This is a genomic window from Mucilaginibacter daejeonensis, from assembly GCF_020783335.1.
GTDB classification, from domain to species: Bacteria; Bacteroidota; Bacteroidia; order Sphingobacteriales; family Sphingobacteriaceae; genus Mucilaginibacter; species Mucilaginibacter daejeonensis.
The window spans coordinates 3356737-3373147 of the sequence record NZ_CP086068.1 but is presented as its reverse complement, the minus strand read 5'-3'; the positions used below and the strand labels follow the sequence as shown (position 1 = coordinate 3373147).

Below are 16411 nucleotides of genomic sequence, written 5' to 3'. Positions count from 1 at the left end.
CAGTACAACATGAGATTCAGATCATACTTAACGCTCGCTTTACTGAGCATATTTACCTTGCCTGCATGCAACAAGTATTTGGATGTAGTGCCTAAAGGCAAAACGGTGATATCTACCACCGATGATTTCTATAAAATGGTATCGCTCCCTAACCGGGGCTACTATACGGGCAACTTCACCTACCTTTCTGATGACCTTTGGATCAAAGAATCATACGTAATCGGTTTGCCGAAGAGCATGGACATCATCAACTTCACTTTTGATGAAACGGCCAACCGCCCTGATTACCTGACCGCCAGTAACTATTATAATCAGGCCTACAGCTACATTAACCGTTGGAACATGGTCATCTCGCTGATCGACGATACGGACGGCAGCTCATCGATCAAAACGCTGGCCAAGGCCGAAGCCAAAGTGCTAAGAGCATTCGATTACTTCATGCTGATCAACGTTTACTCCAAGTCGTATGACCCGGCAACGGCAGCCAATGATGGCGGCGTGATCATTATGGATAAATATGACCTGGAGGCCAAAAAAGCTAAGTCGACCGTAGCGGAGGTTTACAAGTTCATTCAACAGGACCTTGATGAGGCCTTGCCTTACCTGCAGGAAAAACCGCTGGACGTTTATCATCCTTCGCTGGCGTTCGCCTATGCTTTGAAAAGCAAGGTGCACTTGTTCAAGCGTGAGTATGCTCAAGCTAAGGCTGCTGCTCAACGGTCGTTGACCTATAATGGTCAGATATTTGACCTGGTGAAATACACCAGCCAGGGTGGCCCTAATTCGTTAGCGGTGACCGCAGCCGATAACCCGGAGGTGTTGAACTATGCCTACATGACCGGTTACAACGAGCTCAATTTCGCCTACACTTACCTGATGAGCCCAGAGTTGAAAGGCTTGTTCAATACTACTGATGCCCGTTACAACCTGTTCTTCACCACTGGCCCGAGCCCGTACCTGGATGCCGGTGCAGGTACTGCGTTCTGGAACGTGCCGTACACCAAATTCTTTTACTCTACTGTGGGTATGAAGACCACTGAGGTATACCTGATGCTGGCCGAATGTTTTGCACGTGAAGGTAATTACGCTGACGCCATGAGGATCATCAACGACCTGCGTGCTAAACGCATCACCAACGCGGCGCAAGCTCAGTTAGCCGTACCGACCACCACCAAGGCAACTATGGACATCATCATCCAGGAGCGCCGTAAAGAGTTGATGTTCGGGGTTAATCGCTTTTTTGACCTTAAGCGCTTTAACCTGGAGCCTGACTACGCCAAAACACTTGTGCATACTTTCCCGATCGTGAATAAGACCGTACCACAGGTGACCTATACGTTAAAGCCTAACTCGCGCATGTACATCGTACCGTTCGCGCAGGATGTGCTCAAGCTCAACCCATTGCTCACCTTGAATACCGACGAGACCGTACCGTTCAGATAACCGATGAACTTTGTTTTAAATATGAGATATGTGATGATGTGCGGCCTTGTGTTGTGCGGTCTTGCTTCGAGTGCCCAAAAGGCACCCGAAACACCCGCCAAGGCCGATAGTGTGAAAAAGCCAGTCGCTGTGCAACCCTACAGCAAAGTGATACCGGCAAGTGCCCGTAAGCAAAAGGGTGTGTTCACAGTGGTAAATACCGAGAGCAAATGGTTCTTTGAGATACCTGATAGCTTGATGGGACGCTACTTTTTGGTAGTGACCCGTTACACAGGCACCCCCTCGGGCAATGTGAGCATGGGCGGCGAAGAGACCAACGAGCAGACCGTATACTTTGAGAAAGCGCCCGGCAATAAGGTGTTCATGCGTGGCGTGGTATACCGTAATGATAGTGCCGATAGCACGCAAGCGATCTATCGTTCGCTCAAGGTATCTAACGTTAACCCCATCGCAGCAGCGTTCGATATCAAGGCTGTTAATGCTGCTGGTAAAAGCACGGTGATCGATGTGACCGATCTGTTCAAAAAGGATAACCCGGTAATGAGCATCAGCTCAAAGGACAAGGGAATAGCTAAAGTGGGCAGCATAGCCGACGATCGCTCGTTCATCGAAAAGATATCGGCATACCCGTTGAACATAGAGGCGCGCACCACCAAAACATACACATCTACCTCTGGGTCACTTTATGCGGCGCAGGTGGCCGGTGCGATCACTTATAGCTTCAATGTATCAATGGTGTTATTACCAAAAGTGCCCATGAAGAAACGCTTTTTTGATGAGCGGGTAGGGTATTTTGCCAACAGATATACCCTGTTCAATGAGAACAGCCAGCGAACCCGTACGCAAGACTATATCCAACGCTTCAGGCTCGAACCTAAGCCCGAGTATATGGATAAGTACAACAAGGGCATCCTGGTAGAGCCGGCCAAACCGATCGTTTTTTATCTGGACCCAGCTACGCCAAAAAAGTGGCGCCCGTACCTGATCGCCGGTGTGAACGATTGGCAAAAGGCCTTTGAAAAGGCAGGTTTCAAGAATGCGATCATGGCTAAAGAATGGCCTGAGAACGATACCACCATGAGCCTGGAGGATGCCCGTTATTCGGTTATCCGTTATATGGCCTCCGAAACGCCTAATGCATACGGGCCGCGTATAAGCGATCCACGAAGCGGGGAGATCATGGAAAGCCACGTGGTATGGTACCATAACGTGATGAAGTTGGTGCATAACTGGTATATGATCCAGGCCGGAGCTATTGATCCGCGTGCCCGCAAAATGGAATTTGATGACCAGCTAATGGGCGAATTGATCCGTTTTGTATCATCGCACGAAGTGGGCCACACCATTGGCCTTAGGCACAACATGGGTGCCAGCAGCCAAACACCTGTCGAAAAACTGCGCGAAAAGAAATGGGTAGAGGCCAACGGTCATACAGTGTCCATCATGGATTATGCTCGCTTTAACTACGTGGCTCAACCTGAAGATCATATCAGTAAAGAGGGGATATACCCGCGTATTGGCGCTTATGATAAATGGGCCATACAGTGGGGCTACCGCTTATTACCCGGCGATCAAAGCGAGGAGCAGGAGAGCAAAGTATTGAATAAAATGATCGTTGATAGCTTGGCTCGCAACCCACGTTTGTGGTTCGGTGGTGAAGGCAAGAACGAGGACCCACGCAGCCAGGCTGAGGATCTGAGCGACAACGTGACCCGTGCCAATGAATACGGCATGAAGAACCTGAAAAGGGTAGTGGCCGCCTTACCGCTATGGACCCGTGAGGAAGGTGACCAGTATGACAATCTGAAAGAGTTGCATAAGGCCGCTATCGGTCAATACAGCCGATATCTCGATCACGTGGTCAAAAACATCGTGGGCCGCTACATTACTGTTAAAAGTGTAGAACAGAACGGGGCGGTGTATACACCGATACCTAAGCAGCGCACCAAGGAAGCTATCCACTTTATTGGCCGCAACCTGTTCGAGGCCCCGATGTGGTTGTACCCTGAATCGATCACCAACAAGTTAGGCACCAAAGTGGCCGATGATATCCTGGACCAGCAGAACCGCTTCATGAACACGCTCATCGCGCCTACGTATCTCTATAATCTGCATAACATGGAGTTGACCATCCGTAAGGACTATCCCGTTGCCGAATACCTGAATGATATCAAGCGCGAGGTTTGGAAGCCTTTAGGTAAGAATGAACTGACCAATAGTTTCAGGCGCAGCTTGGAGCGGTCATATGTGGAGAAGCTTGATTTCATCATCAACCCCAAGCAGGTGAAGGAAGGCTGGGTAAGGTCGAACGCACAACGCGATGATACCCGATTGGTAGTGATCCAACACACCCGCAACCTGCTGGCCGAAGTCAAGACTATGGCTGCTAAAGATCCGTGGAACGCTGTCCACTACCAGGACATCGTACATCAGATCAACAAGATATTACATGAACAAAGCAAACTTTAACATACAAAAACCATGAAAATGCTGCAAATTTTGACCTTCGTGCTATTGATGGTCACCACCTTTCAGGCTTTCGCTCAGACCGATAGCACCCTGACCCAACGTGACTCTGTGATCTCACGCCGTAATGATACTGCCTTGCCGGCTTACCTCGCGCTGAAGGATGCCTTGTTAGTTTCTGATGCAAAAAAGGCCGCATCATCAGCGCAAATATTTGCTAACGAGTTTATTAAGGTGAGGTTGCGTTCGCACGAACTCAATAATCTGATGACACTCAAGAAACTTCGTGCTGAAGCTATAGATGAGGCCAAGGCCATCGCTGCTACCACTGATATCAACGTTCAGCGTAAGCATTTTGCTACCGTGTCTAAAGATTTTTGGGAATTGGCTCAAAAATATCGCTTCATTAAAGAAGCTAAGATCTACTATCAGCAATGCCCCATGACCGGCGTGACCTGGGTGAGCACCAGCAAGGATATCAAGAATCCGTATTACCCCAAGAATATGCTGACCTGCGGAGAAGTAAAAGCGCAGTTGTAAGATCATTTATTAGCCGTTACACATCTTCAACGTTCTTTATTTGAGTTTAGTTAATTGAAATTATACAAGGCATTTCATTGAAGAGAATGCCTTGTGTTACCTAACGAAAGCAAATGTCTGTTAGCGAAAGCTTGCAGGCATTTTTATTTTGAGCAGAGATCGTGAATGGACCGACTTAAGAGATCCAATGAGCTGATGGTGCTGTTAGCCAATGTTTCGCATCATTTATTATATGGTGTTATGCCGCCACTGAAACCGAACTGAATGCGATCTGTTCATGATTTGACCGTACACAAAATATCTATTAATATGCTATCATTCTTCCAAGGTAAAGACAATAATACTGAGAACAACGACATCACCGCCAGGGTAATGGGCACCCTTGAACCCGTGCTGACCGAGAACTGGCCTACGATAGAGCCGTACGCCGACAAGGTCATCGCGGCTATCCAGGTGGATGAGAACGTTAAAGAACTTGCCCGCAAGGTTTACCCATTGCTGCCCATGATGGTGCGTATGGCCGTTAAAGAGGAAAAATTCGTGTCGCTTGCTGTAGAACATAAAGCCGTACTCTTAACCAAACTCATCGAGATCAAGAAAAAGCAGAACGCCTGATCCTTTATTGAGCACTGCGCATTCAGCTTTTGATCATCAATACGAAAAGGGGCCTATGATGTACATCATAAGCCCCTTTTTGTATGCTAAGTATATTCTCGATATGGATATGAACATCCCACATCTACCTAACTCAACGCGCTATCATACTTATGGGATAAGCTTTTCTGCTTTCAATTGTTCGAACAGGTCGAAGAACGAATCACGCGTATCCTGATAGAGGGTGAAGCCGAGTTTGCGACTTTTGGACATATCGGTCATTACCTCAATGGGGCGACCCAGGTCGAGGTCCGTGTGCCAAGCTGAAGCAAGCCTGTTCAGTTCCGGCTCTTTCAATTGATATCTGGATGCTATGTCTCTCCATAATTGTTCGTCGCCCGCCAACTCTGCCTCCAGCGGATGTATTGTTCCATCAAAGCCTTTAGCTTCGATGCCGAAACGGTCGGCAAGTTGTGACCATAACCACTTCCAACGAAAAACTTCGCCATTGGTGATGTTGAACGCTTGGTTCTTAGCTGCCTCGGTGGTAGAGGCCCAGATCAGGTGTTCGGCCAATATGCGGGCATCCGTTACATCTGATAGTCCGTTCCATTGCGCTTCTGAACCCGGGAACTGAAAAGGTCTGCCGGTTTCCTTACAGATACTTGCGTAAACGGCCAGCGTAGTGCCCATATTCATGGCATTACCAACCGCTTTGCCGATCACCGTATGTGGGCGATGAATGCTCCAGGTGAATTCGTCACGTTCGGAGGCAGCGTATACTTCGTCTTCCTGTGCGTAATAAAAGTTCTCGATCGGCAGTCGCGGATGTTCTTCGCGAACTGGCGTTTCGGGGAGCGTTCCAGACTTTGCATAGGCATCGAACGGGCCAAGATAATGCTTGAGGCCGGTCACCAGTGCAACGTGCTGTACCGAACTTTTAGGTGATAAAGTGTCCAACAGGTTTCGAACCATCATACCATTTACCCTGATATTTTCCGCCTCGGTATCATTCCTCATCCAACTGGTGATGAAGACGTGCGTTGGGGCTATATGCGCCAGGGCAACTTTCAAACTTTGAGTGTCAAGCAAATCTGCGGCTACTGGTCGCAAGCCTTGTATATCTGTTTTTGGACCACGAGCCAAACCGTAGGTGGTCCAGCCTTCTGATATGAGCTTTTCGGCCAGGTTGCTTCCGGTGATGCCACTTGCACCCACCACTAATGCTATCTTTTCCATTTCCAATGATCTCTACTTTGACTTTATGTATACAGGCAAAGGTCAGTAGTGGTGTTAAAATACTATAGGAGCTACCGCACAAATTTAGTGTGAGGTACGTCACATCATGTGGCTGATAGGCGGCTCAGGGTCTCTCTGGATACTCCCAGGTAAGATGCGATAAGCGCTTTGGGTAAACGCTGGACCAATGTCGGATACGATCGCACGAACTGATCGTACCGGTCCTCCGCGTTTTGGTCAAGAAGCGAAAGTATGCGCTTTTGCAGCGCAACATAGCCTGCTGCGGTCTTTTTCAGAAAGAAGTATTCCATTTTTTGGAGATCAGCGCAAAGCTTTTCACGCATATCGAGCGATAGGTATAACACCTCGGTATCTTCTATGCAGTCGATGTTCAGGGTCGCGACGCTTCGGTTATGGAAAGCTTGCGGGTCAGATATCCACCAGTCTTCCATGGCAAATTGCAGGATATGCGTTTTGCCTGCCTCGTTGATATAGAATGATCTGAGCAGGCCTTTCAGCACAAAGTGATCATTGGGAGCGGGATCTCCGGCCTGTACCACATATTGATGTTTACGGTAGGTGCGGGCAGTGAAATGCGACAATAAGAACTCAAATTCATCGTCGGTCAACTCTACTATCTTTTCTATTTGCTGCCGGAGTAACTCTGCCATGCGGCAAAGCTAAGCAACTGTCAGTGAAACTTTGTTTGCGGGGCAGGTCATTATTACCTGGACCAAAGATCCAGCTCGCTGTTTAAGATCTTGCCTAAGTTGAACAGACATTAAACAATTTAAAAACGGCATCACGTTGTAATGATTGGAAGATATATTAACATCTCACGCACAACATTAAGGGATGTACATTGTTGCCTTTTTAAATCCCGCACTACATGAATGAGAGCAGCTTGCCACAAGGCCGTCACGACATCCATCTTGATGTGAACGGACATCCATATCAATTAAGCATCCTACCTTGGGTAAGCTTGTTGGACGCATTACGTGAAAGACTTGACCTGACCGGAACAAAAAAAGGATGTGATCATGGTCAGTGCGGTGCGTGCACCGTGTTATGTGACGGTAAACGGGTACTAAGCTGCCTTACGCTGGCCGTTTCAAAAAATGGTGCATCGATCACCACGATCGAGGGGATAGCCAATGGAGATGACCTGCATCCATTGCAGCAGGCCTTCATTGATCATGATGCTTTTCAATGCGGTTATTGTACTCCCGGGCAGATCTGCAGTGCCATCGGTTTGCTAAAAGAAGGTAAGGCACATACCAGAGAAGAAGTACAGGAGTTGATGAGCGGCAACCTTTGCAGGTGCGGAGCTAATATCGGTATCATTAACGCGATCATGGAAGTGAAGGAGGCAGGTATCAATGAATAGTTTCGAGTATCTAACTGCCTCAAACGTGAGCGAGGCGCTACGGGCCACTGGCGAGTCGCCTGATGCTGCCTATTTGGGTGGCGGCACCAACCTGGTCGATCTGTGGAAGTATGACCTGACCCATCCTGAATTATTGATCGACATTAGTAAACTCAATGAGCTAAAGCAAATAACTAACAACGCCAACGGCGGACTGCGATTAGGGGCACTGGTCACTAATGCCGACACGGCTTATCACCCGGAGGTGGAAAATAGGTATCCATTGCTTTCCAAAGCGATACTTGCCGGCGCATCAGCACAGATACGAAACATGGCCACTAATGGAGGTAACTTGCTACAGCGTACGCGTTGCTACTACTTTTATGATGCGGCTTCGCCTTGTAATAAACGGGTACCAGGTTCCGGTTGCCCGGCTATCAATGGATATAACCGTATCCATGCGATACTGGGTGCAAGCGAACAGTGTATCGCTGTTTTTCCGTCCGACATGTGCGTAGCCTTATCAGCGCTGGATGCAGTGGTCAATATTACGGGCCCGAACGGTGACCGGCAGATCGCTTTTCACGATTTTCATCGTTTACCAGCGGCGAAGCCTGAAAAGGATAACGCGTTGCAAAGCGGCGAATTGATCACAAGCATCGACCTTCCTGCCGAGGGTTTTGAACAGCATTATTCATATCTCAAATTGCGCGACAGGCATTCTTACGCCTTTGCACTTGTCTCTGTGGCAACAGGTCTTAAATTGAAGGATGGTATCATTGATGAGGTCCGCATTGCGTTGGGCGGGGTAGCCCACAAGCCATGGCGTTCGCCCGAAGCGGAAGAATTCCTTAAAGGTAAACCTGCAACGGCCGAAAGTTTTGAAGGTGCCGCGAACATCATCCTGGCAGATGCCAGAGGTTACGAGCATAATCGATTCAAGATCGAGTTGGCCAAAAGAGCCATCGTTCGAAACGGGATAATGGCATTGGACCCATCCTCACAAAGACCAGGCGCACAACCTTCACTTTAATACTACAACAATATCATGGGGATACAAAAGCAAGTTGGGCAGCCGGTAAGCCGTTTAGAAGGTAAAGCCAAGGTAACAGGAACTGCAAAATATGCAGCCGAGTATAACGTACCGGGGCTGCTTTATGCCTACGTGGTGAACAGCACCATCACTAAAGGTAAGATCCTGAGTATTGATACGGATGTAGCCAAGGCGATAAACGGAGTAGTGGATATACTCACGCACGACAATCGACCTAAATTAGCGTGGTTCGATCTGCAATATGCGGATATGGATGCGCCGCCGGGTACCGTTCTGAAGCCATTGCATGACACTGATGTCAAGTTCTACGGGCAACCCGTAGCGTTAGTGGTGGCCAATGATTTGGAGACCGCCCGCTATGCAGCCACGCTGGTCAAGGTTGAATATGAGAAGGACGCTTACGCTACCAATTTGACAGACAACCTTAAAGAGGCAAGACCGGCAAAAAAAGGGATGGCCACGGCGTTAAAACCACCGCCACCCGCTCCGGTCGGCGATTTTGTGGATGCTTATGCTAAAGCACCGTTTAAAGTGGATGCCACCTATCAACACGGTACCGAACACCATAACCCTATGGAAATGTTCGCTACCACGACCGTTCATGAGGGCGATGGTAAGCTCACGATATATGACAAGACCCAGGGCACGATCAATAACCAGCTCTTTGTGGCCAACGTGTTTGGACTGAGTTATAAGGATGTAAGGGTGCTGGCGCCTTACGTTGGCGGGGCGTTCGGTTTAGGGTTGCGACCTCAGTATCAGCTGTTCCTTTGCGTAATGGCTGCACTGCATTTGAAGCGAAATGTGAGACTTACCCTTGACCGTCAGCAAATGTTCGCGCTTGGGCATCGGCCGCAAAATCTGCAGCAACTGCGTTTTGCCACTGATGAGAGCGGAAAATTAAGTGCCACAGCGCATTCAGCTTTTGTGGAGACCTCGAATTATGAGGATTATACTGAGGTCATCTCAGGTTGGAGCCATAAGCTCTACCCGTCGCCCAATACTCTGTTCCAATATAACGTCGTTCCGCTTGACACGCCTACACCGATAGATATGCGTGCCCCCGGCGGCTCTACCGCGCTGCATGCTATAGAGTGCACCATGGATCAGCTGGCTTACGCGCTGAATGTGGACCCGTTGGAGCTACGTTTGCGAAATTACGCAGATATCGATTCATCGACCGGGAATCCATTTACAAGTAAAGCACTGCGCGAGTGTTACCTATCCGCAGCTGAACGTTTCGGCTGGTCGGAACGTGATCCCCGACCTGGCAGCATGACCCGCGGCAATAAATTAGTGGGTTACGGAATGGCCACTGGTATTTGGGATGCCTATCAGTTCCCATCAAGGGTGAAGGCAACGATCACAGCGGAGGGAAAGCTGATCATTGATAACGCCGTGACCGATATAGGGACGGGAACTTTGACCGTAATGACCCAGATCGCAGCTGATGAACTTGGCCTGTCGTTGGAAGACGTGACCTTTGCTTATGGCGATAGCAAAAAGCCATTCTCCATGTTCCAGGGCGGGTCATCAACGACCTCGTCTACCGGCGTGGCTATCGTGATGGCAGCCAATGCGTTGAAGAAGAAGCTATTGAAGATCGCCAAGGGTTTAGATGGCTCACCGTTCTCCAAAGCGGATGTAGCTGATCTGGTGTTTCGTAACGGTGGTATCTCACTGGTGAATGAACCGTCAGTGTTCATCAGTTTTGTATCGTTGGTGGCCTCAAATAAAGGCAGACCGATCAGTACCACCAATATGGGCCGTCCTCATATGCTGAAGCTGCGCAAGTACAGTAAAATGACCCATAGTGCTTCATTCGTTGAGGTTGAAGTGGATAAGGAGCTTAAGGTGATCACCGTGAAGCGAGCGGTCACAGCGGTGGCTGCGGGCACCATCGTTAATCCTAAAACAGCGACCAGTCAAATAAGCGGTTCTATGGTATGGGGTATCAGTAAAGCACTGCACGAGGAGACCATTACCGATCCCAATTTAGGTAAGTATATGAACACCAATTTGGGTGAATACCATATACCTACACATGCCGACATCGGCCAATTGGAAGTGATCTTCGCCGATGAAAAAGACGAAATGATCAACGAATTGGGCATCAAAGGGGTAGGGGAGATAGGGTTGGTCGGCATGCCTGCGGCCATCGCTAATGCTATATTTCATGCTACGGGTAAACGCATCAATAAGCTACCGATCCATTTTGATGAGTTGCTTGACGACAACTGATCATAATATTGACAGGTATATTAGTAAGGTTGAAGGTTCCGCAATAGGATTAGCAGATTGACCATCGATAGCAGCTTAGGCTAACATAGATACGTTTGTCACAGACTTTATTTAAAGTGCGTCGGTTGCAATAGGTCCCATTTGTTCCCATACAGATCCTCAAATACTGCTACGGATCCATAGGTCTCTTTTCGTGGTTCGCCAATAAACTTAACGCCTTTAGCGGTCATCGCTTTAATATCGCGTACCAGATCATCGGTATAGAGAAAAAGAAAGACCCGTCCACCCGTCTGGTTGCCTACGCTGTTCCGCTGGCGCTCATCAGTGGCCAATGCCAGCAGTAAGTGACATTCCTTGGCACCCGGAGGCAATAGCAACACCCATCTTTTGGTATCACTGAGAGGAGTGTCCTCAACCAGCTTGAAATTTAAGATCTCAGTGTAAAAGCGGATCGCCTCGTCGTAGTCAAGAACGGTCAGTGCGATATGAGCGATGTATTGGTGCATTTTGATCTGTAGAATTGCAATATAACAGTATGATGTTAAACATTCTTTAGACTTATCTGATCACAAAATGACTTATATCTGAAACAAGTGTTTCAAATTTGCCTACCTTTGCATCGTCATGGCCAGGAATGTAGAATTTAACGAAGCAGAAGCTATTCAAAAAGCGATGGAGGTCTTTTGGAAGAAGGGCTACAACGCAACTACGCTTCGCGACCTGACTGATGCCATGCAGATCAACAGCAGCAGTTTGTACAATACCATTGGTGATAAGCAGGAACTGTTCGTGAGGTGTGTGCAGCATTATACAGATATCCGGAAGAAGGACTGGGAAGAACGCTTGGGCAGCGAAAGGTCACCGTTATCCGTTCTGGTGGACTACATCCATGAAGCGGTCAAGATCATCATCAACGGTGAGGATAGCTGCATGGCGGTAAAAAGCGCCTTTGAGGTGGCGACCAATGATGACCGGATAAAGCAGATACTGGCTGCGGACGACCGGCGGTCGTACCAGTTCTTACATGACCTGATCAAAAAAGCTATGGACAATGGCGAGATCCGTGATGATGAAGACCCCGCACTACTGGCCGATTATTTTAACAGCACCTGGACGGGGTGGTATGAGTCATTCATCCTACACCGCGACGCCGTAAAGATCAAGCGTATGGCTGAATATTTTATTAAACAATTAACCAAATAAATTTTTTGACCAATTTTGAAACAAATGTTTCAGAATATTAAATTACAACAACATGGAAATGAAAGATCTTAACGGAAAAAGAGCATTGGTGACCGGTGGCACCAAAGGTATTGGCAAGGCGATCGCCGATGAGTTGGCTGCCGCTGGTGCACAGGTGATCGTAAGTGCCAGAACAAGGCCCGAGGAGACCGCTCATCATTTTATTAAAGCGGACCTTACCGATGCTGATCAGGTAGCTGCACTTGCGCAGGAGATAGAGGATACTTTTGGAGGTATCGATATACTGATCAATAACGTTGGCGGACTCACCACTCCGGGCGGCGGTCACAGCACGCTGACAGATGCCCTTTGGCAACAGGAGTTGGACCTGAACCTCATTTCAGCCATCCGCCTTGACAGGATATTACTGCCGCAAATGCTTGCTAAACAAAGTGGCGTGATCATCCATATCTCTTCTGTTTCTGGTAAACAAGCTTTATGGAATTTGAACATGGCTTATGCTGTTTCTAAAGCCGCATTGAACAGTTATAGCAAAGCCCTGTCTACAGAATTGGCGGATAAAGGCGTTCGTGTACTGACCGTTGCGCCGGGTGCCACAAAAACAGATCCGATGGTAAAGTTCCTGAATGATTATGCAACATCGGCAGGCATAAGCCCGGAAGAAGGTATGAAACAATTGATGGCCCAAACCGGTGGTATCCCGATGGGCCGTATGGCCGAGCCAAAAGAGGTGGCCCAGTTGGTTCATTTTTTGGTTTCGCCATCGGCAGCCTACCTTACCGGTACCATCTACGCTATAGATGGTGGTTCTTTACCAGTGGTAGCGTAACTCAGCGATCATTCGCAGTAGATGATAAATAAAACGGCCCGGTCAACTTGATCGGGCCGTTTTATGATCATGGTCGGTGCTGAACGCGAACAACACTTGTCGCCCATCTCGCCTGTCAGAACTTCTATATCAGTTGAACGTCTGTCTGAATTCCAGCGGAGACAGGTTGGTCTTCTTTTTAAAAAGTGTGCTGAACGACTGTGCATGTTCAAATCCTAAGGCGTAGGCGATCTCACTTACCGAAAGACCGGTGGTCGATAGTTTCTCCTTAGCTTTTGAGATCAGCTTTTCATGAATGTGTTGCTGGGTGTTTTGCCCGGTATGTATCCGTAGCAGGTCGCTCAGGTAGTTGGGCGATAGGTTCATTCGGGTAGCGATGTCTTGTACCGTAAGCAGTCCCTGTACATCGCCATCAAAGTGGTCATCGATCAACTGTTCGAACCGGGTCAGTAGTGCTGAGTTGTTGTTCTTACGCGTCAGGAACTGACGTTCATAGAATCGGTTCGAATACTTTAGCAGGCTCTCTATATGGGTCAGGACGATCTCTTGAGTATACTTGTCTATATGTCGGCACTCTTTATCGATCTTATTCAGAATGGTGATCAGGTCCTCTTCTTCTTCGGCCGATAGATGTAGCGCTTCGTTGACCGCGTAATCAAAAAAGCCATACTGATGGATGCTGTTGGCCAGTGAGTGCTGTAACAATAGGTCGGGGTGAAATATCAGTAGATAGCCCGACCCGCATTCCATATTCTGCAGGTCAAGTTGCTGGACCTGGTTAGGCGCTGTAAAACTCAACACTCCTTTATCATAATCGTAATGTTGTTGGCCGTACTTGATCTTTCCCTTAGCCTCACGTTTGAGCGCCACGCAGTAAAAACGGTTAATGAATCCTTTCCAGATCTCGTCATCCAGGAAGACACTTTCGGCCAGGTCGATCACGCTAACGAGTGGGTGCCGCGGCTCAGGTAACGACAACAAACGATGGAATTGGGATATTGAGTTGATCGCGTTCATGCTCAAATTTAATCAATTAAGCCCATACTGAACTCGTCATAAGGGGCACCGGTATCAGTACCCAACGGAACGATGCTTTCCAGTTGAGTGATGTCGGCGTCTGTAAGTTTGATGGCGGCGGCCGCAATATTCTGTTCCAAGTACTTTCTGCGTTTAGTTCCTGGTATGGGCATTATGCCTTTGCTAATGATCCATGCCAATGCCAACTGTGAGGAGGTGACCTGCTTTGCTTCGGCCATAGCTTCTATGGCCTTGACCAATTCAATATTCTTTTGGAACATGTCCCCTTGGAAACGCGGGATCGCTCTGCGAAAGTCATTCTCCGGCAGGTCGTCCAAACTTTTAATATGGCCTGATAAAAATCCTCGGCCTAAGGGCGAATAAGCGACAAAGCCTATCCCCAACTCTTTCAAGGTCGCCAGCACACCGCGTTCTTCTACAGTTCGCTCAAACAACGAGTATTCACTTTGTACGGCAGTGATCGGGTGTACGGCATGCGCTCGTTTAACCGTTTCTGACGAAACCTCTGACAGGCCTATATAGTTAATTTTCCCTTCTTTTACCAACTCGGCCATAGCACTTACCGTTTCCTCAATGGGAGTGCTCTTATCCAGGCGGTGCAAGTAATACAGGTCAATGTGATCGGTGTTCAGGTTCTTGAGCGAACGTTCCAATGCCCTTTTTACATATTCCTTTTTACCGTTGATGGCCCAGGTCACTTTATTGTTGTCATCGATCTCCCAGCCAAATTTGGTGGCCAGAATGTACAGGTCGCGCTTGCCGCTGATCGCTTTAGCGATAAGTTGCTCGTTCTTCAACGGCCCGTAAAGGTCGGCAGTGTCTAAAAAATTACCGCCTAATTCTAATGAACGATAAATGGTGGCAATGGCTTCCTGCTCGTCCGCCGGGCCGTACATGTGTCCTTCTTCAAAGCCTGTCATGCCCATACAACCCAGGCCTATACTCGGCACCACGAGTCCCTCGCTGCCTAATGTGATGTGTTTGATCTCCATGACACAAAGATCGGTAGGCCAAACGTCGCCCATTTAAGCAAATCCCTGAAGTTCGTAAGCAAATCACGGATGAACGTGATGACAAATGGCTACAAGCCTGCGACTTTTGCACACATTCTGCTGCCTTGCACCATGCAAATTTGCTTTATTAAAACATTAGCAATATGGACCTACAACATAGCACTATACTGATCACCGGCGGAACAAGTGGTATAGGCTTGGAACTGGTGAAACAGCTTACGCAGATCGGAGCTACTATCATAATCACCGGTCGCGACCTGAATAAATTGAATGAAACACGAGCCGTGTTTCCTAAGGTTCATGCTTTCCAAAGCGATGTGAGTGATCCGGATAGCATCCGGAAGCTTTATGATACCGTGTCGCGGCAGTTCCCAGAGCTTAACATGCTCATTAATAATGCGGGGGAGATGCGCTTGCTTGATCTGCAAGACAATGTGCCGAATCTTGAAGATATGACCCGAGAGATCGACATCAACCTTTCAGGGACCATACAAATGACACATCAGTTCCTGCCGATATTGCTTCGACAAACATCATCTGCCGTCGTGAACGTATCTTCGGGTATCGCGTTCATGCCATTCTCTGTGGCACCCGTGTACAGTGCATCCAAAGCAGGGGTACGTGCTTACACTCAGGCCTTACGTTTACAGTTGAAGGGGACCAGTGTCAAGGTATTTGAAATGATACCTCCCGGAGTGAGAACCAACCTGCAAAAGGACTGGATATTGCCAACGGATACCAATTCATCCCTCTCCATGGATGTCGGCAAAATGGTCAAGGTTGCCATTAAGGGATTGCAGCGCGACGAACCCGAACTCAATCCGACCCTGATCAGTGTAATCAAATGGGCAAGCAGGATCGTTCCAGGTGCGCTCATTAACTTCGGACACAAAGAATTTGAACGGTTCAAGCAATTGAACGCTAAGGCCAACAACTCAACAAGATAAATTAAAGGCTCCGATACCATAGCACGTGTATAATAGCTTTCGGCCGCCTCTTCAGTTAATACTATAGATTAATTCATCATGATCAAAAATTTCATCTCTTTAACATTGCTCATTGTGTCTGTATCGCTCAGCTTCAAGCATGCGTGGGATACCGCGCATTACCAAAATAACCCCAAATCGTTTACTATGATGGAGAGCTTGGGTATCAACAGGTCTATGATCCCGGTAATGGTAGGGTTGGCCTTGCTGACCGGCGTTCTTATATTGATCCCCAGAACGTTCTTCTTGGGTAACATGATCAATGCGATGACTATAGTATTGATCATGGGGTTGGCGCTAAGGGCCGGTAATGTCAAAGTGACCCTGATCGAGGTACCGTTCCTGATCATGCCGTTATTAATGATCTGGTTAAAATATCCGTTCAAAAATTAACTTATC

General features: G+C 48.1%; 16 protein-coding genes. 11 read left to right on the top strand and 5 right to left on the bottom strand.

Annotation, left to right across the window (positions count from 1 at the left end; translation table 11 throughout):
- The first annotated feature begins 9 nt into the window (after positions 1-9).
- The 4 genes from LLH06_RS14385 to LLH06_RS14370 all read left to right on the top strand — a co-directional run bounded on the left by LLH06_RS14385 (position 10) and on the right by LLH06_RS14370 (position 5064).
- On the top strand, positions 10-1443 hold the full coding sequence (locus tag LLH06_RS14385) for a RagB/SusD family nutrient uptake outer membrane protein (protein WP_228169989.1): 1434 nt from the start codon (positions 10-12) through the stop codon (positions 1441-1443).
- A gap of 3 nt (positions 1444-1446) precedes the next feature.
- The gene (locus LLH06_RS14380; protein WP_228169988.1) at positions 1447-3912 is read left to right on the top strand and encodes a zinc-dependent metalloprotease; all 2466 of its coding nucleotides are present in this window, start codon (positions 1447-1449) and stop codon (positions 3910-3912) included.
- Positions 3913-3924: 12 nt separating this feature from the next.
- Entirely contained in the window at positions 3925-4449 is a 525-nt protein-coding gene (locus LLH06_RS14375; RefSeq protein WP_228169987.1) for a DUF3347 domain-containing protein, read from the top strand.
- Positions 4450-4758: 309 nt separating this feature from the next.
- Entirely contained in the window at positions 4759-5064 is a 306-nt protein-coding gene (locus tag LLH06_RS14370; RefSeq protein ID WP_228169986.1) for a hypothetical protein, read from the top strand.
- A gap of 150 nt (positions 5065-5214) precedes the next feature.
- Here the strand turns inward: LLH06_RS14370 and LLH06_RS14365 are convergent, their stop codons facing one another.
- Positions 5215-6282: an SDR family oxidoreductase gene (locus LLH06_RS14365; protein ID WP_228169985.1), complete on the bottom strand. Its 1068-nt coding sequence runs from the start codon at positions 6280-6282 to the stop codon at positions 5215-5217.
- 104 nt (positions 6283-6386) lie between these two features.
- Positions 6387-6953, bottom strand: coding sequence for a Crp/Fnr family transcriptional regulator (locus tag LLH06_RS14360; protein ID WP_228169984.1), 567 nt, complete (start codon positions 6951-6953; stop codon positions 6387-6389).
- 218 nt (positions 6954-7171) lie between these two features.
- Between LLH06_RS14360 and LLH06_RS14355 the strand changes: the two genes are divergently transcribed.
- Genes LLH06_RS14355 through LLH06_RS14345 form a run of 3 tightly spaced genes read left to right on the top strand, consistent with a single transcriptional unit; the run spans position 7172 to position 10943 of the window.
- On the top strand, positions 7172-7669 hold the full coding sequence (locus LLH06_RS14355) for a (2Fe-2S)-binding protein (RefSeq protein WP_228169983.1): 498 nt from the start codon (positions 7172-7174) through the stop codon (positions 7667-7669).
- Positions 7662-8681, top strand: coding sequence for an FAD binding domain-containing protein (locus tag LLH06_RS14350; protein WP_228169982.1), 1020 nt, complete (start codon positions 7662-7664; stop codon positions 8679-8681). The genes LLH06_RS14355 and LLH06_RS14350 overlap by 8 nt, the downstream gene beginning before the upstream one ends.
- Before the next feature lie 15 nt (positions 8682-8696).
- Positions 8697-10943 carry a xanthine dehydrogenase family protein molybdopterin-binding subunit gene (locus LLH06_RS14345; protein WP_228169981.1) on the top strand — a complete coding sequence of 749 codons (2247 nt, stop codon included), beginning with the start codon at positions 8697-8699 and terminating at the stop codon, positions 10941-10943.
- A gap of 107 nt (positions 10944-11050) precedes the next feature.
- Here LLH06_RS14345 and LLH06_RS14340 read toward each other — a convergent pair whose 3' ends face one another.
- Complete coding sequence (locus LLH06_RS14340; protein ID WP_228169980.1) at positions 11051-11449, bottom strand: VOC family protein; 399 nt, start codon at positions 11447-11449, stop codon at positions 11051-11053.
- A 118-nt stretch (positions 11450-11567) separates the two neighbouring features.
- On the opposite strand from LLH06_RS14340, the gene LLH06_RS14335 reads away from it, so the two are divergent.
- Entirely contained in the window at positions 11568-12146 is a 579-nt protein-coding gene (locus LLH06_RS14335; RefSeq protein WP_228169979.1) for a TetR/AcrR family transcriptional regulator, read from the top strand.
- Between the two features lie 52 nt (positions 12147-12198).
- Positions 12199-12975 carry an SDR family oxidoreductase gene (locus tag LLH06_RS14330; protein ID WP_228169978.1) on the top strand — a complete coding sequence of 259 codons (777 nt, stop codon included), beginning with the start codon at positions 12199-12201 and terminating at the stop codon, positions 12973-12975.
- A 129-nt stretch (positions 12976-13104) separates the two neighbouring features.
- On the opposite strand, the gene LLH06_RS14325 is transcribed toward LLH06_RS14330, so the two are convergent.
- Both LLH06_RS14325 and LLH06_RS14320 read right to left on the bottom strand, forming a co-directional pair.
- Positions 13105-13992, bottom strand: a complete 888-nt coding sequence (locus tag LLH06_RS14325; RefSeq protein ID WP_228169977.1) for a helix-turn-helix domain-containing protein — start codon at positions 13990-13992, stop codon at positions 13105-13107.
- An 8-nt stretch (positions 13993-14000) separates the two neighbouring features.
- Positions 14001-15005: an aldo/keto reductase gene (locus tag LLH06_RS14320; protein ID WP_228169976.1), complete on the bottom strand. Its 1005-nt coding sequence runs from the start codon at positions 15003-15005 to the stop codon at positions 14001-14003.
- A gap of 164 nt (positions 15006-15169) precedes the next feature.
- On the opposite strand from LLH06_RS14320, the gene LLH06_RS14315 reads away from it, so the two are divergent.
- Entirely contained in the window at positions 15170-15973 is an 804-nt protein-coding gene (locus tag LLH06_RS14315; RefSeq protein WP_228169975.1) for an SDR family oxidoreductase, read from the top strand.
- Between the two features lie 78 nt (positions 15974-16051).
- Positions 16052-16405 (top strand): hypothetical protein, encoded by a 354-nt coding sequence (locus LLH06_RS14310; RefSeq protein ID WP_228169974.1) that lies wholly within the window; start codon positions 16052-16054, stop codon positions 16403-16405.
- The last annotated feature ends 6 nt before the right edge of the window (positions 16406-16411 follow it).